Annotated in this window: 20 protein-coding genes; 7 read left to right on the forward strand and 13 right to left on the reverse strand. The window is 46.6% G+C overall.

From position 1 onward, the window contains the following. The first annotated feature begins 2 nt into the window (after window positions 1-2). Together NC796_RS11460 and coaBC are read left to right on the forward strand one after the other, a co-directional pair. A complete protein-coding gene (locus tag NC796_RS11460) occupies window positions 3-296 on the forward strand; it encodes a DNA-directed RNA polymerase subunit omega (protein ID WP_310684543.1) in 294 nt (97 codons plus the stop codon). A gap of 3 nt (window positions 297-299) precedes the next feature. Next, entirely contained in the window at window positions 300-1499 is a 1200-nt protein-coding gene (coaBC, locus tag NC796_RS11465; RefSeq protein WP_310684544.1) for a bifunctional phosphopantothenoylcysteine decarboxylase/phosphopantothenate--cysteine ligase CoaBC, read from the forward strand. Between the two features lie 21 nt (window positions 1500-1520). On the opposite strand, the gene NC796_RS11470 is transcribed toward coaBC, so the two are convergent. The 3 genes from NC796_RS11470 to NC796_RS11480 form a co-directional block, all read right to left on the reverse strand. After that, entirely contained in the window at window positions 1521-3689 is a 2169-nt protein-coding gene (locus tag NC796_RS11470) for a PAS domain S-box protein (protein WP_310684545.1), read from the reverse strand. Window positions 3690-3939: 250 nt separating this feature from the next. Next, the gene (locus tag NC796_RS11475) at window positions 3940-6618 is read right to left on the reverse strand and encodes a PAS domain S-box protein (RefSeq protein ID WP_310684546.1); all 2679 of its coding nucleotides are present in this window, start codon (window positions 6616-6618) and stop codon (window positions 3940-3942) included. A gap of 81 nt (window positions 6619-6699) precedes the next feature. Next, window positions 6700-7842 carry a hypothetical protein gene (locus tag NC796_RS11480; protein WP_310684547.1) on the reverse strand — a complete coding sequence of 381 codons (1143 nt, stop codon included), beginning with the start codon at window positions 7840-7842 and terminating at the stop codon, window positions 6700-6702. 141 nt (window positions 7843-7983) lie between these two features. Here NC796_RS11480 and NC796_RS11485 point away from each other — a divergent pair, with 141 nt between their 5' ends. Continuing rightward, the gene (locus NC796_RS11485; RefSeq protein WP_310684548.1) at window positions 7984-8976 is read left to right on the forward strand and encodes a divergent polysaccharide deacetylase family protein; all 993 of its coding nucleotides are present in this window, start codon (window positions 7984-7986) and stop codon (window positions 8974-8976) included. 7 nt (window positions 8977-8983) lie between these two features. After that, the gene (locus tag NC796_RS11490; RefSeq protein ID WP_310684549.1) at window positions 8984-9844 is read left to right on the forward strand and encodes an alpha/beta hydrolase; all 861 of its coding nucleotides are present in this window, start codon (window positions 8984-8986) and stop codon (window positions 9842-9844) included. 177 nt (window positions 9845-10021) lie between these two features. Here the strand turns inward: NC796_RS11490 and surE are convergent, their stop codons facing one another. From surE to NC796_RS11535, 9 genes are all read right to left on the reverse strand, one after another. Then, on the reverse strand, window positions 10022-10783 hold the full coding sequence (gene surE, locus NC796_RS11495) for a 5'/3'-nucleotidase SurE (RefSeq protein WP_310684550.1): 762 nt from the start codon (window positions 10781-10783) through the stop codon (window positions 10022-10024). 111 nt (window positions 10784-10894) lie between these two features. Continuing rightward, window positions 10895-11722 (reverse strand): 3-methyl-2-oxobutanoate hydroxymethyltransferase, encoded by an 828-nt coding sequence (gene panB, locus NC796_RS11500; RefSeq protein ID WP_310684551.1) that lies wholly within the window; start codon window positions 11720-11722, stop codon window positions 10895-10897. Then, window positions 11719-12165, reverse strand: coding sequence for a 3-hydroxyacyl-ACP dehydratase FabZ (gene fabZ, locus NC796_RS11505; protein ID WP_310684552.1), 447 nt, complete (start codon window positions 12163-12165; stop codon window positions 11719-11721). Before fabZ ends, panB begins: the two co-directional genes overlap by 4 nt. Before the next feature lie 50 nt (window positions 12166-12215). Further along, the gene (ubiE, locus tag NC796_RS11510) at window positions 12216-12905 is read right to left on the reverse strand and encodes a bifunctional demethylmenaquinone methyltransferase/2-methoxy-6-polyprenyl-1,4-benzoquinol methylase UbiE (protein ID WP_310684553.1); all 690 of its coding nucleotides are present in this window, start codon (window positions 12903-12905) and stop codon (window positions 12216-12218) included. A gap of 119 nt (window positions 12906-13024) precedes the next feature. Beyond that, a complete protein-coding gene (locus NC796_RS11515; protein ID WP_310684554.1) occupies window positions 13025-13666 on the reverse strand; it encodes a histidine phosphatase family protein in 642 nt (213 codons plus the stop codon). Between the two features lie 12 nt (window positions 13667-13678). Continuing rightward, complete coding sequence (locus NC796_RS11520; protein ID WP_310684555.1) at window positions 13679-14314, reverse strand: hypothetical protein; 636 nt, start codon at window positions 14312-14314, stop codon at window positions 13679-13681. A gap of 125 nt (window positions 14315-14439) precedes the next feature. Beyond that, window positions 14440-14637 carry a hypothetical protein gene (locus NC796_RS11525; RefSeq protein WP_310684556.1) on the reverse strand — a complete coding sequence of 66 codons (198 nt, stop codon included), beginning with the start codon at window positions 14635-14637 and terminating at the stop codon, window positions 14440-14442. Between the two features lie 126 nt (window positions 14638-14763). Then, window positions 14764-15756 (reverse strand): hypothetical protein, encoded by a 993-nt coding sequence (locus NC796_RS11530; RefSeq protein ID WP_310684557.1) that lies wholly within the window; start codon window positions 15754-15756, stop codon window positions 14764-14766. A gap of 12 nt (window positions 15757-15768) precedes the next feature. After that, the gene (locus NC796_RS11535; protein ID WP_310684558.1) at window positions 15769-16848 is read right to left on the reverse strand and encodes a glycosyltransferase family 4 protein; all 1080 of its coding nucleotides are present in this window, start codon (window positions 16846-16848) and stop codon (window positions 15769-15771) included. A gap of 116 nt (window positions 16849-16964) precedes the next feature. Here NC796_RS11535 and NC796_RS11540 point away from each other — a divergent pair, with 116 nt between their 5' ends. Beyond that, window positions 16965-17726: a DUF3047 domain-containing protein gene (locus NC796_RS11540; RefSeq protein WP_310684559.1), complete on the forward strand. Its 762-nt coding sequence runs from the start codon at window positions 16965-16967 to the stop codon at window positions 17724-17726. Window positions 17727-18061: 335 nt separating this feature from the next. Here NC796_RS11540 and NC796_RS11545 read toward each other — a convergent pair whose 3' ends face one another. Continuing rightward, window positions 18062-18787 (reverse strand): ComF family protein, encoded by a 726-nt coding sequence (locus tag NC796_RS11545; protein WP_310684560.1) that lies wholly within the window; start codon window positions 18785-18787, stop codon window positions 18062-18064. Between the two features lie 536 nt (window positions 18788-19323). Here NC796_RS11545 and NC796_RS11550 point away from each other — a divergent pair. Together NC796_RS11550 and ligA are read left to right on the forward strand one after the other, a co-directional pair. Further along, entirely contained in the window at window positions 19324-20469 is a 1146-nt protein-coding gene (locus tag NC796_RS11550; RefSeq protein ID WP_310684561.1) for a helix-turn-helix domain-containing protein, read from the forward strand. Window positions 20470-20487: 18 nt separating this feature from the next. Then, window positions 20488-22485 (forward strand): NAD-dependent DNA ligase LigA, encoded by a 1998-nt coding sequence (gene ligA, locus NC796_RS11555; RefSeq protein WP_310684562.1) that lies wholly within the window; start codon window positions 20488-20490, stop codon window positions 22483-22485. Window positions 22486-23229: the final 744 nt, after the last annotated feature.

Genomic DNA, 23229 nt, shown 5'->3' on the forward strand with positions numbered 1-23229 from the left:
TTATGTCTATAGAAACGTTAGATATTGAGAAACTCAACAAGGACACGGGCAATCAGTATGAACTGATTGTGATTATGTCCAAGCGATCGCGTCAACTTGCAGCCCAGGAAAAACTTCAGCTGGATGAAAAGCTGAAATATTTTGAGGGCTTTGAAGATGACGATGAGTTCTCTTTCAATGAAGAGCAGGAAAACATCTCTAAAGAGTTTGAAAAACTGCCACATGCCACACAGCGCGCCGTGAAGGAGATGAAGCGCGGCGAAATCTATTTCCGTTATCCTCAAGACGAGGACTAACGTATGCTTTCCGGTAAGCGCATTATTTTAGGCGTAACCGGTGGGATAGCAGCCTACAAGGCTGCTTTTCTTTTGCGTGAATTTCAGAAAGCCGGTGCTGAGGTACGCGTTACCATGACCCCCTCGGCCACGCGTTTTGTGGGAACCGAGACGTTTGCCTCCCTTTCCAGGCACGATGTCGCCGTGGAAGTGTTCCCCGAAAGTTCCTCTGCCGATGCGTGGACTCGGCATATTGAATGGGGCGAATGGGCTGACCTTTTTGTGATTGCCCCCTGCACGGCAAACACGCTTGGAAAAATTGTGCATGGGTTTTCGGATAACATGCTCACCTCTACGGTACTGGCTGCCCGCTGCCCGATCCTGATCTGTCCTACCATGGACGGCGGAATGTATCAAGCTCCCGCTACACAGCAGAATCTACAAAAAGTTGCAGAGTTCGGATATCACATTTTGGAACCGGAAGAGGGCTACCTGGCCAGTGGACTTGAGGGCAAAGGCCGCCTGCCGGGACCGCAGACTATCCTCAAAAAGGCCGAAACATTAATCGTTTCTAAAAAAAAAGAGGATAAGCTGTTAAGCGGCAAGTCCGTGCTCGTAACGGCGGGTCCCACCAGGGAGCATATTGACCCGGTCCGGTTCATATCAAATCCAAGTACCGGAAAGATGGGCTTTGCCATGGCGGAGGCGGCACAACGGCTTGGAGCGGATGTTACGCTCATTCACGGTCCCGTTCAGCTTGTTCCTCCCTCGGGCGTGGAAACCATTGAAATTGAAACCGCTGAACAGCTATATGAAAAAGTTCGGGAATACGCAACGGCTGATGTGGTTATTATGTCGGCCGCGGTATCTGATTTTGCCCCAACCGATTATCACCATCAGAAAGTAAAAAAGGATAACGCATCTTCTGAGATCAAGCTAAAATCCACTCCAGACATCCTTTCCTGGCTGGGAGGACAACGGCGCAACGGCCAGGTTCTGATCGGGTTTGCAATGGAAACGGAAAATCTTGTGGAAAATGCTACGCGTAAACTCAACGAGAAGAATATAGACTGGATAGTTGCAAACTCTCTATCTGAGAACGATTCCGGTTTCGGCGTGGATACCAATACGGTTTTGTTATTGGGAAATGGTGAAAAGCAGGAGATCAGCGGCTCAAAAAGAGAAGTAGCACGGATACTGCTAGACAAAATATTTGCTCACTGATCAAATATTGCTACTGGAAATCTAGACAAAATAGTTGCTCCCCGCGCCCGTTTTTGCTTTTTTCTTAAACACCATTTCAAAACAAGCCCCCTCTCCATTTCGTGTTTCAATCTTTGCATCCAGCTGTTTCACCAACTGTTTTACTAATGTCAGGCCAAGGGAGTGGCTATAAATATCGGGGTTTTTGTCGGGCAAACCGCGGCCATTATCTTTAACCTCCACTTTAATATTGCCCGCCTCCTCTTTCATTTTCACCGTCACTTTGCCTTTTTGGGCTCCCTCAAAACCATGTTCAACGGCATTGGTTACCAGTTCATTAATTACCAATGCACATGGAATGGCTTGGTTTATATTAAGTCGGATATCATCGGCATCTACCTCAGTTTCAATCTGTTTGGAACTGATGTTTAGCGTATCAATTATGCTGACAACCAGCTCCTCTATGTAATCCTCAAATTGCAGATTCGCAAAATCATTGGTTTGATATAGCTTTTCATGAATCATTGCGATAGATTTAATACGCAGCTGGCTTTCCATAAACGCATTACGAATTTTTTCATCCTGCCAGTCCATGCCCTCCAGTTCAAGCAACCCGGAAACAATGGCCAGGTTGTTTTTAACACGATGATGAATTTCAGCCAAAAGAACTTCCTTTTCGTGCAATGACTCCTTGAGCTGGCTCTCCGTCATTTTAAGCCTGGTGACATCCACATAAATACCAAACACGGCATCGACACTTCCGTTAATAATTACCGGCAGTGCCCCGACAAGCACATCAATTTTTTCCCCGTCTTTATTAATCCGCTGGTCTTCGTAATATTTTTGCCGGCCGGAAAATGCATTTTTATATAAAGAGGGGATTTCGTTATATCTCTCCTCCGGCAATAAGATGCGTAACAGTTCTTCACCCAAAAGCTCCTCCTTTTGATATCCAAACAGGTTCATAAAACTTTCATTCACCCGTTGGATTTTTCTCTTTTTATCAATCATTACCATAGCCACCGGTGACTGCAAAAACAGGTTCTGAAACAACGTCCTGTTGCGCTCTAACTGCTTTTGCGACTTCACCTGTTTGGTAACAACCTGCACAATACCCGATATTCTCACCATTTCACCATCACTATTGAATTCACTTTGGGCACGACAGTCGATGTAAATCAGCTCATCTCCCTCATTTAATATTCTGAGCTGATAGTCAACAGGCTGGGTACTTTGCTCGACACTTCTCATAACTTGTTCGAGCCTGGTACAATCTTCGGGATGTACCAGGTTATAAAAAGCATCGAATGTTGCCCCAAACGCCTCTTTCTCTACTCCCAACAATTCGTACATAATATCCGACCAGATTACCCTGTTATCTTTGACCTCATAACTCCACCAGCCACACTTTGCCAATTGCTGGGCCCTTTCAAGACGTTGTTGTTCCTGCTCAAGTTTTCGCTGATAATCCTTCTCTTCACTGATATCCTCAAGAAAAGTAAGGACAGACTGTAAAGAACCATCATCCGGATCTCTCAAAACGGAGGTATGGAACTTTATGTCTAACCTTTTGCCATCACGGTTTTTAACAATGGTTTCAAAGTAGTCAGATTTGTATTCTCCTGATGTAAGGGCTTTCATCCTATTCAATACATTTCCTCTTTCCTCCTCAACTATAAATCCTGTTTCCAGAGGATTTTTACCAACCATTTCTTCAGCTTTGAATCCAGATAGTTCTTCGGCCCGGGGGGGCCAACGGACGATCTCAAAATTGCTGTTAAATTTGATCAACGCCAACGGGTTGGTCTCGATATGCTTGGCCAACTCCTGGCAAGTCTCATTGTAGTCTTGTTTTAGATCAACCAATTCTGTGACATCAAAAATGTGGGCTACGCGCTTCTGGCCTTGCTCATCTGGCAAGGGTTGCGTTGTGATCTTGGCATAAAACAGCTCCCCCTCTTTCGTCTTATGACGGTGCGTACCGATTACCTGGGGATTCGTTCCCGATGAGAGCGTTTTGAACGTTTTCCTGAACTCTGGTATATCCTCAGGTGGACGAATATCCTTTATGGTAAGATTGCCGAATTCTTCTTTTGAATATCCATACTTTTCAACAGCGCTCTGGTTGACTTCCGTGATACGGAGTGTTTCCATATCAAAAATCAACATCGGATTGGGATTTTCATGGAACAGCAAGCTTGAACTTGGCATATGAACTCCTGATACGGATCTACCCCTCAGCCAGATTATCTAGTTTTATTATTGGCATTAAGGAAAAATCCTGATTAAAGCTAGCCAATGATAAACTACTATATGAAAAAAAGTTGAATATTGCTTCTAACCAGATATTTTACCTAAGCATATTCTTAAAATGATTTTTCCTGTAGGATCATTCACTTAGGTATTAACACGGTTATAACCCAGTTTAAATACCCGATTGATAAAGCTCTCTAACTACAAATTATTTAAAATAGTGACTGCTTGAACCTGAAGCATTCTCCTTTTCAAAAATTAATTCAAATGTAGTACCATCGTTATTGTGAATGTTCAGCTCACCATTAACCTGCTTTGTCAACTGGTCAATCAAGGTCATTCCCATATAAACCTTTCGCAGTTCTTCAAAGTTGTCGGGCAGCCCCACCCCATCGTCTTTCACAATCACGTGGACCGTCTCCTCGTCTCTCCAAATCCGGACCATTAGCTCCCCACTTTTTCTTCCCTCAAAAGCATATTTAAAAGCGTTCGAGACAAACTCATTCAAAATAAGCGCACAAGGTATGGCTTGGTTAATATTCAGATTAATATCCTGAATATTCAGATCTATTTTTATATCCTTCTCTGTAGTTGCCATCGCCTCATTGTTGAAACCAATGAGCTTTTCGATGTAACTGCTCAGTTGAAGGTGGGCAAAATTTTCTGTCTTGTAGAGTGTTTCATGTACCAGCGCCATCGTTTTAATCCGCAGCAGACTGTCTCCCAGCAAGCCTGAAAGTTTATCCTCTTGTTCATTAAAAGCCTGTAATTCGAGAAGAGCTGAAATCACCGCCAGGTTATTTTTTACGCGGTGGTGAATCTCCTTAAGCAGGATCTCCTTTTCTTTAAGTGAGTTTTCGAGCTTACGCTGAATATTTTTCTGATCCGAAATGTCAATATAAATTCCAAATCCCGCCAGTGGCTGCCCGTCAAGGTACACCGGTATAGCCCCCAGTAGCACATCAATTTTTTGACCATCCTTCGTAATGCGGGTGAACTCTTTAATGAAATCCTTGTTCAGAAACTCTTTTCCCGGCATTTTGGGGGCGGTTTCGTACTCTCCCTCTGGTACGATAAATGGATCAATATCTTTGAATTTTATCTCATTTTCGGAGTAACCGAAAAGATCTTCAAAATTACTATTCACCATCTGCACTTTATTTTTTTCATCTACCATCAGCATCGCCACAGGGGCACGTAAAAACAAATTTCTAAATAGCTCTTCACTCCTTTTCAGGGCTTTTTCTGCCTTTTTTTGTTTGGTGATATCGCGCACGATTCCCTGTATATATATACCATCCTCTAACACCAGTTTATTCAGGGTCACTTCCGTGTCGATAAGTTTGCCCTTTTTCGTCAGGTGTTTCCACTCAAAATGCTGGGGGGTTCCATTTAGCACCTTGCGAATAAGTTGTTGCCCCCTTGTGCTCGAACTGTGCCCAGAAGGTTGTGTTTCCGGTGAAAAGGTAAATGGCGTTTCCCCAATGATATCTTCATGCAGGCACTCAAAAATCTCTTCCATTTTGCCGTTACAATCGATAATCTCCCTGCCCTCCAAAATCACGATACCGTCGGTGGCACGCTCGAACAACCGCCGGTATTTTCTCTCACTTAACTCGAGTTCTTCACGAGCACAAATACGCTCCAGGATCGGCCCCAGTTGACTCGAAATGGTTTCCGCCAGCTCCAACACTTGCGGTACCTCAGGCAGCGACTCGTCATTAAAAAATTCGATCAGGACCGAAAGCTCACCCCGGGCTTTCACAGGAAACGCAAAACAGGTTTTAACGTTCAAATCTAGATCAAACGCGTTGCGCATAAATCCCTTCCTGGTATCAATATCTTTCATCCAAAGCGGTCGACCCTGCCGGAGAACCTCCCCAAGAAATCCCTTGCCCAATACAAAGTCCGTTTTCCTGGAACGCTCAATAATAGTCGGATACCTGTCGGGATGTTCCAGGTGCCATATGTCAGAACTTTCAAACTTATTTTCTGTTCCCCGCTTGTACACGTGCCCCACCGGCCACCCGATGAAGTCACATATCTTGCCAATAGCAACCTGGAGCGCCTCATCATAATTGTCCAGATTACCAACCGAGTACGAAAGGTTATTCACAAAATGGATCATCTCATTCTGTCGCCACAGTCTCCGCTCTACCCGCTTGGTCTCTGTAATATCCTCTACAAAAGTGAGCAGAGTTTGAGGCCGTCCCCCCTTGTCCTGCAAAACCGAGGTATGAATTCGAATATCTATTATTCTTCCATCCTTATTCTGAATCACCGTTTCCAACTGCCCGGAGGTTCCTTCCGTGGTTATCCCCTCGAACCCTCCATTCAAAAACTCCTTGATATCGCTTGGAAAAAGATCCAGTTTAAACAAAGATTTCCCCAGCATATCCTCTCTGCGATATCCAGAAATCTCTTCTGCCTTCCGGGACCATTCGGTAACCCTCAGTTTACTGTCCCACGTGATCATGGCAAGTGGGTTTTCTTTTACCAGGTCAAGCTCACGGTAGGCCTGTTCGGCTTCCAGGCGTGCATCCACCTCTTCTGATATATCCATAACAGCCACCAGGCGGGAATTGTAACTCTCATATGGATAAAAATGCGACATCACCTGGACATAAAAAATATCTCCGCTTTTCTCTTTATGCTGGATAATCCTTGATTTGTTGATTCCTGAATCAAGGTTATTCAATACCTGGTGCAACTTTTTGACACTCTCACTAGTGTGGATATCCTCCAGTGTCATCTGCTGAAACTCCTCCGCACTATAGCCATATTGTTCTATGGCTGCAGTATTCGCATCAAGTATGTTCAGGGAATCCAGATCATAGACCAACATAGGTATTGGATTCCGCTTGAAAAGCAGATGCTCGTTTTCCATCTGATTACGTTAATTCTTAACTATTCTATTAGGTTAACATGACGCCCAACCACTCAGATAATTTTAACGGAGCTCCTTAAATCAATACTCCCATTTGTAGGTCCTGTGTGTTTTGTGGTGCTCGCAGCCCAATGCTTCCAGGCTTCGTTGCATCAACCAGTTTTTTTCGCTTACCCAGGCGCCCTCCAGGTACTCAATAGACGGGGCTGCTTCCCTGGTGAATTGTATTCCGCGGGTAAATGTGAGTGCCTCAAGCCCCATTTTCCTGAATTTCGGACGCGTCCCAAATACCAGCGTCCGTAAGTGTTTTGCCCTGCGCTTGAACCACAGCAACTTTGGATAATGCCACCATCGCAGCCGTCCGCCCGTTTCATTTGAAACTTCATTCAAATCGGGCACACACACAATGAAGGAAGCGGGTTCACCATCTACAAAAGCCAACAGCACGCTTTCCGGTATTATTACCGGCTTCAGCTTTTCCACCAGGCGGTTGACCGTTTCCTCGGTCAGTTCCGTAAATTCCTGTTCACGCTCATGAATTTCCTGGTTGCTCCAGGCATCGTTGTAAATCTGCCGGATATACTGTGCATCCCGGTAAATATTACTCATATCAATCGGGCGCAGTTCCACACCAGGCTTACTTTCAATACGATCGGTAATCTTTACCATGCGGTCCGGTACAGGCTTGTCAAAATACCGGATATAGCTCCAGTGATCGTCCAGTTTTTCAGCTCCCGTCTGTTCCAGCAATTCTTGGTAATAAGGCGGATGATACCACATGCCATAGATATTGGGATGCTCAAAATTTTCCACCAACAGTCCCCAGTACGTATCATTTTCTCCAAAATTAATCGGACCGCGCATGGCACCATAGCCCCGTTTTCGATGCCAGTCTTGGGCAAAGCTTATAATAGACTCGGCCAACTCTGGATTGTTCTCCATCTCAATGAAGCCAATCCCGCCCATTTGGGGTTCTAGCACCTGGTCTCGCTCAGGAGTATTCATAACGGCAAAGCGCCCGACCACCCGGGAGTTTTCCGTCACCAGGTACCGTTCGCATTCGCCGGTCTTAAAAAAATCGTTTTTTTGTGAATCAAAGATATTCTCAATTTCAAACCGAAATGGAGGGGCCCAGTAGGTATTGTCTTTGTAGATTCTGAACGGTAGCTCATGGAAAGCATCGATATGACGATCCGTTTCTACCTTGGTAAAACTTAATGCCATAGTGAGTGAGCACGTTACATTTTTTTCAGATGGACGGCAATGTAAGGCACTGCTTGCTTTTCTCAAATTTGATTTCCTAAATACGTAGATTTAGAGCTATAGAACACCTATTATTGACATCGTTAAAAAAATTATGTTGTCTTGAGTCATCTTTCTGGCGGGAATACCAAAAAACGGCTAATAGCCCTGTTACTGTTTATATCATGTACTATCAGTGCCTTGATACTGGTGTATTCCGAAGATACGCAGAGCAATGAACTCCAGACTTTCGCACAGGCTGACTCTCTTATCGTACACACGCTGCAAAACTTTAATGTGAATCGTAATCAAATTCGGGTTCGAAGTATCGAGGTCGATTCCACTCTGACCCGCAAAAAGTTTACTGTTGACGTACCCCCCCGCTTTTCAAAAACGCTGCTGCACGCCGAATTAAACCGTACGTTTCATCCTCTTTCAGTACGAACGCCAGCAAGAATTTCATTACCGGAGGAACATATGGTGATTCAATTCGTTCATATGGGCACTGTTATCCGCACATTATCGTTACAGACCGATGAAGACCTGGTTCTGGAGCGAGACATTGCCAGTATTATCGTTGCATTTGAAGAGACACCGTCACCATCAATGATTGAATCTGTTATTCGGTTCGGGGAACCGATCCCCATCGCCCTGCGTGTTTCCAATTCCGAGGAAGTGAGAGAGCGGATCCAGAATATCAACCAGGATTATCCCTATATTTGTTACTGGATTGAGCCTACAAAAAGTGCCGATGAATCACGAAACACACTTCCCCCGCTTTCTTTGCTCGAACATGTCCCACAAAACACGCCGATACTCAACTTCAGGAATGTGTCATTTCTATCTTCAAAAACTGCAAAACCCATCACCAAGACTGCATCGGAGAAAAATATTACTTTTATAGATGTGAATGATGCCTTGGTCCTGGACTCCAATCTAGGGGAAACCTTTTTTAAACAGGAACTGGACAAATTTGCAGCCCGGGCCCGGCAGCAAGAACACCCGGTGGCCATTGTGATGGCTGATGACGAATCCCTTGAGTGGGTCAGGGAGAAGCTGGCAACGTTCAAAAAAAGCGGATTATACCTGATACATCCCCCGCAAATCAATTTTTGATACCAATATGCTCGACCAATTTAACAGCGACAAGTGGTTCAAAAAATTCAAGCTCGAAGCGTTTCCCGAGCCAGAGTATATCGAGCTCAAACACCCGGTACTGCTTTGCCATGGATATGGAGCATTCGCCTCCCTTGTCAAGCCCTCGCCACTCAATGACATCGCCATGTTTATGCGATCGCACGGGGTGCTGGCCTTTGCTCCCAACATCGTTCCGTACGCCAAAATCGAGATCCGTTCGCAGGAGTGGAAAACCCTGATTCAACAGCTTTCTGAACGGTATGATATCGCCAAATTCAATGTCATAGCCCACAGCATGGGGGGGCTTGATATCCGTTATGCGCTCTCCAAGCTAGAGCTCGAACGGTATGTCGCTTCCTTCACCACCATCGCCACTCCGCACCACGGGACCAGCCTGGCAGAACTGGCTCTCAGGGCGCCCGATGCTATCCAGGGCAAACTGGGGGATTTCTTTGACTGGATGGGCGACCGCGTGTATCCCAAAACAAAAAGTGACGCCATAGGCTCAGTAAAACAGCTGACCCGCTCATATGTACGGGAGCGGTTCAATAACGAAATCCGGAACCTCGAGTCGATTCCCTACTACTCGTTCAGTGCAGCTGTGGGAAAAGGCACAAGCGCGCCGATTGAAACTATGATTCGATTTCAAAACAATCACATTTTTGAGGAGGAAGGAATCAACGACGGCCTGGTTTCGGCTGAAAGTGCAGAATGGGGCGAGCATATCAAAACCGTTTCCATCTCCCATCTGGAGCAGATGAGCCTGCGAACAGACAAAAGCCGCATCCCGAAAGTCAAGTCATTCTGGCTGGATGTACTCAAAACACTCAAGAAACGAGGGTATTAACGGAATCAGTTTTACAGTGACCAGTGTGTCAGTGTATCAGTTTACAGATTGTAACAGTGCTTTCCGGCAGATTCTGAATGATTACATAAGCTCTTCTCTTTTGCTGAACTCAGTTTTGTAAATAATGTCTGTAAACTGAATTCTGAAACACTGTAAAACTGTACAACTGGAAATCGCCTACAGTTCTACATCTTCTTTATTTTTGAGTAGCGTATAGGCGGTCATATCGTATTGGATCGGCGTAAGCGAAGCATACCCCTTCTCCAGCACGCTCAGATCCATGTCATCGCCCTCATCCAGAAGCTGCATACGGCCGGTCATCCAGTAGTAGTTTCGATTGTTGGGATCCACGCGACCCTCAAACTCTTCCACATATCGGCTGTTGGCCATGCGGGCCCACTTGATGCCTTTCAACGGACCGGAAGGCGCGTTAAGATTCAGCGTAACTCCTTTGGGAAGCCCTTCACTTAATATCCAGCCGATCACGCGTCGGGCTGCATCTTTTGCCCCGCTCAGATCGGCATCCTCATCATAATCGGTGCAGCTTACAGCCAATGAAGGATATCCCAAAATGGTGCCCTCGGTAGCAGCACTGACAGTACCGGAATACAGAATGTTGATGCCTGCATTGCTGCCGTGATTGATGCCACTGACCACCAAGTCCGGCTTGCGCTCCAGCAGCTGGTCATGGGCCAGCTTCACAGAATCTGCCGGGGTACCCGATACCGCCTGCCCGTTAAACCGGTGATCGATCTGGAAGGCCCGGCTCCTGAGCGGCGTGCTAACGGTTACGGCATGTCCCACCGCACTCTGCTGCCGGTCGGGGGCAATAATGGCAACATCCCCGAACTCATCGGCCACTTCCGCAAGGGCTCGAATCCCGGGGGCAAAAATTCCATCGTCATTACAAACTAAAATGAGGGGTTTATCGCTGCTCATAAAATCTCTTCAATTGAAATAAAATTACCATCGCTAACTCCAAAGCGGAGTAGTCATCCAACTTAAAACAACTTCAACATTTCAACGATTCAACGTCTCAACAACATCCAATCATTCATACTGTTCATCTTCGTTGGGGAAGTCTCCCTGTTTGATGTCCTTTATGTATGCACCTACTGAATCGGTTATTGTGGTATGGAGATCGGCATAACGCCGCAAGAAACGGGGTTTAAACTCTTTATTAAGCCCGAGCATATCGTGCAAAACCAGTACCTGTCCGTCACAGGCAGCACCCGCCCCAATTCCGATGGTGGGGATGGAAAGTTCTCCTGTTACTTTTGCAGCAAGCGTTGCAGGAATTTTTTCGAGTACAATAGAAAAGCAGCCGGCCTCCTCCAGGCGCCTGGCGTCTTCTAATAGTTCTTCTGCTTCTAACTCTTCCTTGGCACGGACCTTATAGGTTCCGAACTTATAGATGCTCTGTGGAGTAAGTCCCAAATGACCCATAACAGGAATGCCCGCATCCACAATTTTTTTCACTGTATCAATGATCGGCTTGCCACCCTCCAGTTTTACGCCGTGGGCCCCGGCTTCCTTCATCATGCGTCCCGCACTTATTAGTGCCTCTTTGGGCGTTACCTGGTAGCTCATAAACGGCAGATCGGCAATGATGAGTGATCGCTCCACTCCCCGCACTACGCATGAGGTATGATATATCATATGCTCCAGCGTCATCGGCACAGTGGTGTCATGGCCGGCCATAACGTTACTGGCTGAATCCCCCACCAGTATCACGTCGATACCCGCCTGGTCGACAATACGCGCCATCGTATAGTCATAGGCGGTAAGCATGCTTATTTTTTCGCCCTCACGTTTCATGTTCACTACCGTCTGGGTCGTGACTTTTGCCGGGCGGCTATCCTTTTTCTGCGTACTCATGAGTCCTCTCGTGGTACTATCGCTGCTGAAGCTTCCAATTCACAAACTACATCCCCGTTAACCGTGGAAAGCCCATCCATCGTCACAAAATTGCGCCGCTGATTCTTCAGGGTCACTTCCATCTTAATCTGGTCGCCGGGCTCCACCGATTTCCGGAATTTTGCTTTGTTTATCCCCGTAAATACAACCAGGTTCTTTTCCGGTTCTTCCACTTGGTTTTTCATAAGCATAATACCGCCGCTTTGCGCCAAGGCTTCTACCTGTAAAACACCCGGCATGATAGGTGCGCCAGGAAAGTGGCCGTTAAAAAACTCCTCATTGACTGTCACATTCTTGAGGGTAACAATACGTTTTTCTTCCAGTTCAAGCACCCGGTCTACCAGCAGGAAGGGGAATCGATGCGGTATATATTTTTTAATTTCTTCAACTTTCATTTCTGCCATAAACGGTCATTATTTCTTGCGATTACTGCGTGGGGCGTAATATAGTGGATTTATTGTACCGTACCCACATAGATATAAGCGATTCCGGCGGTCAATTTATTTGAGGTTCGTTCTGCAAATGAGCCCGCCTCATCCATCAGTGCCAGGAAGTGCTCCCCGGCCGGAAATTTTGCACTTGTCTTTGGCAGGTAGGTATAGGCTTCCCTGTTGCCGCTTATCCAACCGCCAACGGCCGGCATAATGTACTGGCTGTAGAGCTCATAGGGAAATTTCATAAGGCCTTTGGGTTGGCCAAACTCCAATACCACGATTTTTCCGCCGGGCCTCACCACACGGGCCATCTCTTTGAGAGCGGTGACAGGCTCATCCACATTACGAATGCCAAAGGCGATACTGCAGATATCGAACCTATCCTCCTCGTAGGGCAGATTCATTGCATCGGCGACCTCAAAATCGACTTCCAGATTCTCGTTTTTCGCTTTATCAGGAGCATATTCAATCATCTCCTTGCAAAAATCGGTACCCAGAACATATCCGTCATTGCCCACTTTACGCTTGAATTCTATCGCCAAATCACCGGTGCCTGTAGCACAATCCAAGACCTTGTCCCCCAAATCAGCCCCGCTCAATCGCACGGTTTCTGTGCGCCAGGCATGATGCACGCCAAAAGACAGAATGGAGTTTATACGGTCATAATCATCTGCTATGTCGGCGAACATCCGCCGGACTTTTTCACTCATCTATTTACTTGTGATTTCGTTAAGATTAATATTGAACAGTCAGTTCCACAGGGAGTTCTGAAAAAAATAGCCCTTCAGCCCCATTCCCTTCTTTCAAAGATATAAACTCACATTGGACTTTAAGAATCAACTTTTTTGGGCAAGGATTCCTGCAGATGATCTGTTTTGTTCAGGCAGACAATCTCAAACGCTTTTCCGTTCCACTTAAGATGGTATAAAGCTCCGTTGCTGTGTTTAATTTCGTGCATACGCTCCAGGCCATAACCCAACCAATAGGAAAGCAGTATCCGGATCAGGCGCCCGTGAAGCACCACAAGAATATTTTTGCCTTCATGCTCCTCAATGACCGAAACCATGCGGCGGCTAACCCGATCCAGTGCCTGGCTGGGGCTTTCGCCGCCTTCAATTGCCAGGTGCACCTCTCCTTTTTGCCAGCGTTCATGGATTGTATCCAGTTCGTCCTGGATATCTTTGGAATACTGCCCTTCATAGATACCAAAATCGATTTCGTCCAGCTCCTTGTATGACAGTAGATTTACCTTATAGTCATCGGCCACAATACCGGCGGTTTCTTTGGAGCGCTTGAGGCTGCTGCTGACAGCGATATCGATACCAAAATCTTTTAAATATTTAGCGGTGGCCCGGGCCTGCAAACGCCCGGTTTCATTCAACGGCTGGTCGATACCCCGACCCTGCATGCGGCCGATTCTGTTATATTCTGTTTCGCCATGCCGGATGATAAACAAGTTGGTTATGGGCACGTTGGATAGGGTTTATTTTTTCTTTTTTCTGAGTGTTGCAAGATCTGCAATTTCCTGTTCCATTTGCTTAATCTCATCAGGAGCGACATCCTGCTGCATCGAATACCGAAGGATGACCATTTTCAGGACGCGATCGTTCAGCGTCAATGATCCATTGATGAGATTTGGGTATACTTTGTCCCACAACTTTTTTAATAACCCTAATTTGAAGAGGAAGAAAAAGAGCAGCCCGATACCGGCTGCAGAATATTGTCCCACCACGCCCAAATAGCTGATCACTACCAGTGAGAGCATTAGCTGTGTGCCATCTTTGTACAAAAATTCCATCACGGTGTTAAGCGAGACAGTCACAAAAGAACTTTTATAGAGATACCAGAGGCCATGAAAGACGAGCGTGATGATGGCTGCAATGATGGGATCGACCACCAGTAAAAGACCCAGCAACAGGATCATGGAAAGGCTGTCGGCACTTTTAACCCAAGCCTGCGCCGCCCGGATAAGCTCGACAAGCTCAATATTTTCAAGCAGCCCGGGCACGAATTCTTCAATCTGATCGGTCGTGGTATGAAACCAATCCCCAAACCGGGTGACAATACCCATCTGCGTTTCGGCAAAAAGTCGATGAGGAACTTTGGGTTGGTGTTTCATAAGGGCCTAAAGATAGCTTTTAATAAAATAAAAGTGAAAACCTTGAATAAGTTCTCAACATCCCCCTGTTATCTCTATATTATTATCAACAAAATTGACTTAAACTAAGATTCCTCTTTGGTGTATTACCAGTGAGAAATATTGAGATCAAATTCGTTTTCCAGCTTTTCGATGTCTTTGCTGTATAGTTCACAAAGTTGTTTTCGAGCCTTGGAATTTAAGGCCTGCAACACAAATTGGGTAATGGAGCGAGTGGATTGGTAATAAATTTGTACAGAACCAGGTACGCAAAAATCGGGATCTACCTCTAAGAAATCGAACATTTCCTTCATCATTTGCTGGTTTTTTTCGACCGGTTTTTGTGCGTGTTAATATAAAACTGGCTCTCATCCATAAACCTAATCTACACACCCGCCTAGATCTAATATCCGATATATTATACGACCCGCTCACCCGGGATTCGATTGTTCCACCTTGGATTCATGCTTCCGTTCAAGGAAGGTGATCAGGCTGAAGAGCGCCAGGTTAAGTAATTTGTTGAGCACGCTGTGAGCCACCAGTATTCCAGCAATACCAGCCGGAGAGATATCCACATAGTTTGAGACCTCAAGGCTGGCCCCGATTGAAATCAGGTCTCGGCTTGGTATCACTGGAATCCGACTAATAAGCAACTGAACGCTGAGGAAGGTGAACCAGATATCCAGGGTAATTTCGGGTAAAACCACATACCATTGCAAAACCTGCACCACGTTGAGAAAGATCATCCGCACGGTATGGATGCCAAATACCCTCCAGGCAACCCTGCTTGACATTGAGAAAAAATAGGATCGGAATTTATACGCAGTAACCACAAGAAGGAGAGCGATTACCACCGTTCCGGTTATGGTGAGTATATCATAGCGGCTACCCAGGTAGTCCAGGAGGGCAACCTCACCACTCAGAACAAAGCCCAACAGCAACGCATAAACCACCGCAGAGGAAGCCAGTGAGGACATGATATTATTATCGCGGATCACCTTGAAGAGTTCTTTGTCATTCGCGAATCCACGTTTTCTACCCCACCCAAAAACAACAAATTCGCCGGAATATCCTGCTACAGTCTTGTTATATATTCGCTTTTTGATAAAGACCGGCAGACTTTCCCGGAAACCGATATTCCACGATTGCTTGTAACAGAAAAATTCGGCAACCGGCAGCGCCCCGTAAAGTACCAGGAAGAGCAGGTAGAAATAGGGCGTCGTGGGCAGAGCGTCAAAGAAGTTATTCCACCCGATCTGGGTTAATTCATACAACAAATATGCAATAATTCCCGCCTGAATGAGATATCCCGACCACCTGCCTACGCGTTTTCCGCGTTCTGATTGGCTATAATCACTGATGCGATCATATGCTTTTTTTAGATCTCTTTTTTTGGCATCCAACCAGGCAGAGCTCCATTGCATGCTGAACTCCAGTTATATGTACTGTTTCGTTTGGAGATAGCGCAACACATTTCGCATCGGTTCCCTGGAGGAGTCGATGCCAAAACGTTCCTCCACAAAAGAGCGGGCATTTGTGGAGTACCTGGCGTAGGCCTCTTTCCCGTTCTTTACAAAATCGAGAACCGGCTTCCGGTAGTCATCTTTGGGCACCCTGATGCCGCAATTCGCAGGGATGACCTCTTCGGCAATCAGCTCCCGGAATCCAATAACCGGTAACCCCAGGGCCATCGCTTCAGCTATAAGCCTCGGGAAAAAATCTCCAGCTGCAGTATGGAAAAAGTATCTTCCCCTGCTTAACTGCTCCGGCATACAACCGTGGGGGACGGCTCCCAAAAGCTTCAGTTCTGGAAAAGTCGTTTTAAGCTTCTCCCGCATGGGCCCGTCGCCGATCAATGCCACATCCAGGTCGTTGCTCAGTTTCCCAAGCATGTCATGATTTTTCCGCGGAATAAAACGCCCGGCTGAAATAATATCGAATTCTTTTGGAATCTCTTTCCGCGGTCTAAAAAGATCAGTGTCAATCGATTTTGGAAGCCAAAAGAGCTTTTCCCCAGGTATTTTCCTATTCCCGCTTCCCCACCATGGTTTCATCAGCAGGTTCTTTTGCTCGATAGTTTCATACAGCACTGCTGCAGCTTTGGGCAGATATCGATTATAGTACTTTCCGCCGATAACAAATACATAGGGCTTTGCCTCGGGTAGAATATAGCGGTCCAACAAGTGTATTCCCACTCCCCCGTCTACTCCCTTTAAAAACAGCAGGTCTGGATCAAAGAAACGACAATAATCAACCAATTCCCTGCAGTAGTCTTTTTTATTGCGCTTGTGCTGCTTTGTTGCCCTGAAAAGTCGAACCGGAAACTCCCCAAAGGGTGGGCGCTTGTAGGTATATTCCATTGATTCGCGTGCAACGCCCAGCAGCTCCACATCATGACCATCCGCAGCCAGGATTGCAGACATCCATTTATCACGATTTTCGAGCCTGAGCCACTCCTCTGTTGACAAATCCAGGTCGTGATAGACGGGGTAGGTCTGAATGAATGCAATTTTCATTACTCTCTCTTCATCTCAAAACATTGTGAAATAAACAACGTTTAATTTACAATTCGCTCTCATCAAAGAGAAATAATATAACGGCCTATTGTCTCCTTCATCTACAAAAATTTCCCATGAAAAACCTAATCTCTGTGACACTATTTTTGACTTTTTGGTTGATCATTTTTTCACCGATCTGTGCTCAAACGCATACCGATGAGAATGGCTCAGAAAAACAACCCAATAAAGTTTTCTTGATCGACGATTTTGAAAATGACCGGGTGGGGCGGCTGCCCCATAAATGGTACAATCGGGATGGGGAACGCAGACCGTTTCTGTACCCGGAGGAAGAAAGGGCATCGTACAAATATCAGGTGGTGGAAGAAAATGGCAATAAATATCTGCACTATGACGGTACCAGGGCCAAGCACATCAATTTTCCGCTGCTCTACAGAGAGGATCTCAATATTTATGAAACCCCGATCTTACGCTGGAGATGGCGAGTGCATGAGATTCCTGAGGGGGGCAACGAGGGCGATGAAGACCGCAATGACACCGCAGCAAGCATATACGTGGTGTTCGATATGGGTCGAGTGGCGCTGTTTAAGAAGGTCCCAAAATCTATTCGTTACACCTGGAGCTCTACCCTGAAGGAGGGGACAGAACTCTCCGAATTTTTCGGAAATCAGAAAATTGTGGTGATGAAATCGGGCACAGAAGGTCTCGGCAGATGGCACACCTTTCAGCGTAATATCGTTGAGGATTACAGGCGCCTATTTGGGGATGATCCCCCGGAGAAACCGCTGGCCATCCTTCTGCTGAGTGACGGAAACAGTACTGGGCAGCGTGCAGTAGCCGATTATGATGATATCGCACTCCTACCAGTAATGCAATAGATTCAGTTTCTTTTTTTCTTTCCCGCCGGGGGATGTTCATTTTTTGAATAACCAAAATCCTCCGGGAGTCGGAGACGCTTCGCAGCAAGCGCGGATCTTAGGCAACAATGATTTCTTTATGCTATGGCTCCGTTCTCTTTCCAATGAAATTACATCAGGATGGGGGTAGGCAGTGTTGAATGATAAATTATGAATGTTGAATTATTCGAAACACCCAACCTTCAATATGAAATTTTCGACCTTTGACCTTCGACTTTAAGACCTTCCCTACCTTAGAACTTCTGACTTTCGACTAAACTACCAACAACTCAACGTTTCAACCGTTCAACAAAAAATTACGCCTGTGCCACTGTCAGGATTATTACGCCCGCCGCCCCGGCTTCCAACAGCTCACCGGAAAGTTCAAAGGTGGTAGCCCCGGTAGTAAACACGTCATCAACTATGATCACCAGTTTTTCCCGGAATTGATCTTGTTTTTTCACCTTGAAGGCGTCCTTCATGTTCTCATTCCGCTCTTCCAGGTCGAAGCCGGTTTGACTGCGGGTATTTTTCTGCCGGATGACATCTTTAATCCCACAAATCGGGATATCCAGCCGCTGCTCAACACCTTGGGCAACCTTGAATGCCTGGTTAAATCCCCTGCGCATAAATTTCCAGTAATGCAGTGGCACCGGCACCATCACGCAGTTTTCGCGATACTCTTCTATTAGTGATAAAAGCTGTGGATGTTTTTGGATTCTGCTCCCGAGCCGTGCTCCAAGTTGAATCCCCACCTGGGTGAGGCGATCATACTTGAGCTGATGTATCAGATCCTGCAGCTTTCCCCCTTTGTCAAATTGCCAGAGCGCATGCTGCCCCAACACCCCTTCCGGCAAAAACTCGACGGCCGATTGCATGGAATTTCCAGGATTGGCATCCTGAAAACGTTCCATAAGGCAAAAGGTGCAGATCTGCTTTTGCTGCTCGGTCACCTCCATACCGCAGCAGATGCACACCCGTGGGAAGAGAACATTGCCCAAACCACGACCAAATGTTTTGAAAAGGTTCCCAGCGAAGTCCACAATCTCACTTACTCTTGATTTATACCGTTTCTATTATCCACTTCGATAAATTTATGCGGCCTATCTGGCTCGCTCACCTCTCAGATAGCACTGAAACAAACACGGCAGATATCAACTAAAAAGTATCTCAAATAACGTATTTACCGATTTGAAGACAAAAAAGAACGCAATCAAATGGCTTTTGAAGGTTATAAGTTGAAGGTTGCAGAATTCAATACCTTCAACTTGTAACTTTCAACCTTTAACACTTCAATCCATCACAGGCAAGCAGATGAATGTGCAGTATTATTGTTAAAAGCAATTGGTAACAAGTTCTCAAATATTTAATCTCATATAATAATAATTGAATGTTCAATCTAGTTATTTTTAATTCCATCATAAAGGCAGAAGCGTAGCCCAAACCAGAGAAAAGTTTTTAGCGTCAGCTATATTTAATTAGTTTCACCTGAGGTTCGACATCATCCTCATATTTGATTGCAAAGGTCTGTATCTTATTTTCTTATTTCGTTTCACATATTTAATCACACACTGTACCCATGGCATCAATCGGCAATGATCTTGCTACTATCCGAGAGCAACAACAAAAAACACTTGAGGATATTCACGACGCTACCAAAATTCCTCTCGATATTTTACAAGGCATTGAAGACGGTACAATCTTTACGAACTTCGAAGACAACAAAACCTACATCCGCAGCTATATCCGGAGTTATGGTAAAGAGTTAAACATCGATGAAGAGCATATTATTGAGGCTCTTGACGATTACGAACTCGGCAGTTACGAGGGAGAGCTGCTGGATCACACAAATATTGATCCCAAGAAATCCTCATTTACCTACGATGCCAAAGCCGAGGCCGATGAGATGGAAGCTGACAAAGATGAGCCCAAAACCAAGGATGAGGATACCGTCGACAAAGAGTCGCGGTCCCGTGAAGAAGAGAAGGAAACCTCCACCCATATCTCAACTTTTACGGATGATACGGACACCAGCAGGGCGACTTCTTCTCCATCCGTTAGTTCCATAGACTGGGCAGACCTCGGACGCAGGTTCAAACCACTGGATAACAAGTCGCGCGTCTGGGTTGGGATAGCCCTGGTCTTAATTGTGCTGGCAGCTATTATAGGGTACTGGTTTTATCAAAACAGTAACCTGCAGGGATTGGAAGAAGGTGGGCAAAATCAGCCTGCGACGCAGAATCTCTCGCAACCTGCCATTGTTCCAGACTCGCTTCAACTCGATCTTTCTGCCACAGAAGATACTGCTGTGCAGGCACCAAGCCAGCCTCAACAAGTTTCTCAAGCCCTGGGCGACACGCTTCATCTGCTTATCTATGCCGCTTACAACCGCCTGGATCCGGTACGAGTACATTCCGACCAGATGGCAGGATTTAATCCCTACTGGATTGAACAGGGACAGGCGCTTCGGTTTGAATTTGTAGACTTTATTCGTATTCGGGGACAGTACAGCAATATGGAACTGCTGATGAACGGCCATCCCATAGAAAATTTCAATGAGCGATTTTTGACCTCAATCCAACCTGACTCTCAATATGTAGAGATCCAACGCTCCCTTTTTGAAGGAGACCCAACCTGGCTTCAACCCGCCCCGGATTCAACAGAGTTAGACTTTCCTCTCCCCTCCTCTGTTATGGATCGACCGAGTTTCCCAACCATTAACTGAGATTGAAAAATATTAATAATGAACAAAGAGCAAGCTGAACAACGCGTTCAGGAGCTGCGCGATCTCCTGGACCGTGCCAACAAAGCCTATTACCAGGAAGCACAACCCTTCATTTCCGACCGCGAATTTGATGAATACCTGAAAGAGCTGGAACACCTGGAGGAGCGCTACAATCTCCAGGTACCGGGTTCACCGACCATGCGCGTGGGGGGTGAACCGTCAAGTGATTTCCCCACTGTTGAGCACCCGGTGCCACTTCTGAGCCTGGATAATACCTACAATGAAGAGGAACTAAATGACTTTGATCGCAGGGTGCGGGAAATCCTGGGTCACACCGATTTCACCTACCTGGTTGAATTGAAGTTCGATGGGGCAGCCATCCGTCTCCGATATGAAAACGGGGAGCTGGTCCTCGGTGCCACCCGGGGCGATGGAGAGCGTGGCGACGATATCACACAAAACATCAAAACCATCCGCGACCTGCCACTGACCCTCAAGAATGACTATCCAGATGTGGTGGAAGTCCGGGGCGAAGCATATATGGAACGGGAAGCGTTTATGCGACTCAATGAATTCCGTGAAGAGCAGGGACTGAATACCTTTGCCAACCCGAGAAACTCAACCGCGGGCTCCCTCAAGATGCAGGATCCACGGGAAGTGTCGCGCCGGCCGATACGCATGTTCTGCTTTGACCTTCTGCTTGAGCAGGAAGAGGAATCGATCACCCAGTATCAAAAAATGAAGCTGCTTAAGGAGTACGGTTTTCGGGTCTGCGAGCACTACCAGCAGTGTAAAAATATTGATGAGGTACACGGTAAAATTTCAGAATGGGAAGAACTGCGTCACCAGCTCGCTTTTGAAACGGACGGCGTGGTCATTAAAGTAAATGAAGAGCGTTTTCGGGATACGCTTGGTACCACCTCAAAAGCCCCGCGCTGGGCCATCGCCTACAAGTTTGAAGCCGAACAAGCAACTACCACCATCGAGGATATCACCCTGCAGGTGGGGCGGCTTGGACGAATAACGCCTGTTGCCGAACTCAAGGCCGTTCAGTTGGCGGGCACAACCGTAAAACGCGCCTCTCTCCATAATGAAGATGAAATCCACCGAAAGGATGTTCGTGTGGGAGACCAAGTGATTGTGGAAAAGGCCGGTGAAATTATTCCCCAGGTCCTCAGCGTGGTCAATCCCGACCGTGAGAACCGGGGCCCCAAATTCCAGATGCCGGCCAACTGTCCCGCTTGTGGCGAAGAGCTGGTCAAATTTGGCGACGAGGTGGCCTGGCGCTGCATCAATCCGCAGTGTCCCCCGCAGGTACGCAGCCGCATCGAACACTTTGCCTCTCGAGATGCGCTGGATATTGAGGGACTCGGTGAAGCAGTGGTCGATCAGCTGGTCTCCAACGACCTGATCCAGACCTACGCCGACCTCTACGACCTGGAGAAAGAACAACTGCTGCCGCTGGAACGGATGGCCGAAAAAAGCGCTCAAAATCTGTTGGATGCCATAGAACAAAGCAAGCAGCAGCCGCTGGACCGGGTTATCTATGCACTGGGGATCCGGTTTGTGGGCGCAACCGTAGCGCGCGACCTGGCCAACGCCCTGGGCTCCATGGACGCGCTTATCAATGCGGATGAAGAAGAGCTTACTGCCATCGATACCATCGGCCCCAAAATTGCTGAATCCGTCTCGGCCTTCTTCAAGAATGAGAAAAATCGGTCGGCAGTGGAGCGACTGCGTGAGCACGGCCTTCAGTTCCAGATGGAGGAAGAAGAGCAGGCCTCTAAAAAGCTGGAAGGCAAAAAATTCGTTCTTACCGGCTCGCTCCCCACCTTAACGCGCAAAGAGGCCACCGAAATCATTGAAAAGCACGGGGGGCGCACCACCTCCTCGGTCAGCTCCAACACCGACTACCTACTGGCCGGAGACTCACCGGGCAGCAAATACGATAAAGCGCAAGAGCTGGAGATCCCTATTATCAGCGAAGAGGACCTTTGGCAGATGGTCGGGGAATGAGGAAGAAATCAGGGAATTAGTTCGCGCGCAACTGATTGGTCACGATTCAAGAAAGCCAGGGTCTCCACAGTCAATATTTATAAAGAGTTGTTTCACAGAGTATCGCAGAGGACCCACAAAGCTACACAATGAAATCCTATTACGGTCCATTACGCCTCCTTCGCGGGTACCTGCTGGGTTCAAGCTTGCAACTTGAACCATTTCCTTTTAAGGGCGCAAGTTACAAACGTGCGCCAGTTTGGGGTTGTTGAAGGAACAGAAGGTCTAAGATTTGAAAGTCAAAAAGTCTAAGGTCAAAGGTTAGAGGGCAAAATAAAGGGGTACCAAAATCGTGCTTCAAGCAGTATGCCCGCAGACAAATTGATGGATCTTTTGCCCATGGACTAAGTGGAGTGGACTACTCTTTTATTTACAGAAGCCCACTCAGACGCTCTTGGCAGACCACTCAAACCGATTGAGTAACCCACTCAGTTGCTCTGAGTAGTCTATTCAAGCCCTTTTGGTAGTCTACCCAAGCGTTATTGGTAGCCTACTCAAGCGTTATTGGTAGCCTACTCAAGCGCTGCTGGTAGTCCACTCGGAAACGTTTGGTAGTTTACTACAGACACTCTGAGTAGTGCACCCGGGCTTCTTTAGTAGTAAGGGGGGCTGCCAAGGCTGGAAATAATTAGTTATACCCAATGCGTTAGTAGTAGCTTAAATACGACATAAGAACCACTCAAAATAGTAACTGTCATCGCGAGG

It is taken from the genome of Aliifodinibius sp. S!AR15-10 (genome assembly GCF_031569985.1).
GTDB lineage: Bacteria > Bacteroidota > Rhodothermia > Balneolales > Balneolaceae > JAMQKA01.

Excerpts from the sequence above, each read along its gene's own strand:
- NC796_RS11460 (WP_310684543.1), top strand. The coding sequence starts at position 3 with ATGTCTATAGAAACGTTAGATATTGAGAAACTCAACAAGGACACGGGC.
- coaBC (WP_310684544.1), top strand. The coding sequence starts at position 300 with ATGCTTTCCGGTAAGCGCATTATTTTAGGCGTAACCGGTGGGATAGCA.
- NC796_RS11470 (WP_310684545.1), bottom strand. The coding sequence starts at position 3,689 with ATGCCAAGTTCAAGCTTGCTGTTCCATGAAAATCCCAATCCGATGTTG.
- NC796_RS11475 (WP_310684546.1), bottom strand. The coding sequence starts at position 6,618 with ATGGAAAACGAGCATCTGCTTTTCAAGCGGAATCCAATACCTATGTTG.
- NC796_RS11480 (WP_310684547.1), bottom strand. The coding sequence starts at position 7,842 with ATGGCATTAAGTTTTACCAAGGTAGAAACGGATCGTCATATCGATGCT.
- NC796_RS11490 (WP_310684549.1), top strand. The coding sequence starts at position 8,984 with ATGCTCGACCAATTTAACAGCGACAAGTGGTTCAAAAAATTCAAGCTC.
- surE (WP_310684550.1), bottom strand. The coding sequence starts at position 10,783 with ATGAGCAGCGATAAACCCCTCATTTTAGTTTGTAATGACGATGGAATT.
- panB (WP_310684551.1), bottom strand. The coding sequence starts at position 11,722 with ATGAGTACGCAGAAAAAGGATAGCCGCCCGGCAAAAGTCACGACCCAG.
- fabZ (WP_310684552.1), bottom strand. The coding sequence starts at position 12,165 with ATGGCAGAAATGAAAGTTGAAGAAATTAAAAAATATATACCGCATCGA.
- ubiE (WP_310684553.1), bottom strand. The coding sequence starts at position 12,905 with ATGAGTGAAAAAGTCCGGCGGATGTTCGCCGACATAGCAGATGATTAT.
- NC796_RS11520 (WP_310684555.1), bottom strand. The coding sequence starts at position 14,314 with ATGAAACACCAACCCAAAGTTCCTCATCGACTTTTTGCCGAAACGCAG.
- NC796_RS11525 (WP_310684556.1), bottom strand. The coding sequence starts at position 14,637 with ATGTTCGATTTCTTAGAGGTAGATCCCGATTTTTGCGTACCTGGTTCT.
- NC796_RS11530 (WP_310684557.1), bottom strand. The coding sequence starts at position 15,756 with ATGCAATGGAGCTCTGCCTGGTTGGATGCCAAAAAAAGAGATCTAAAA.
- NC796_RS11535 (WP_310684558.1), bottom strand. The coding sequence starts at position 16,848 with ATGAAAATTGCATTCATTCAGACCTACCCCGTCTATCACGACCTGGAT.
- NC796_RS11540 (WP_310684559.1), top strand. The coding sequence starts at position 16,965 with ATGAAAAACCTAATCTCTGTGACACTATTTTTGACTTTTTGGTTGATC.
- NC796_RS11550 (WP_310684561.1), top strand. The coding sequence starts at position 19,324 with ATGGCATCAATCGGCAATGATCTTGCTACTATCCGAGAGCAACAACAA.
- ligA (WP_310684562.1), top strand. The coding sequence starts at position 20,488 with ATGAACAAAGAGCAAGCTGAACAACGCGTTCAGGAGCTGCGCGATCTC.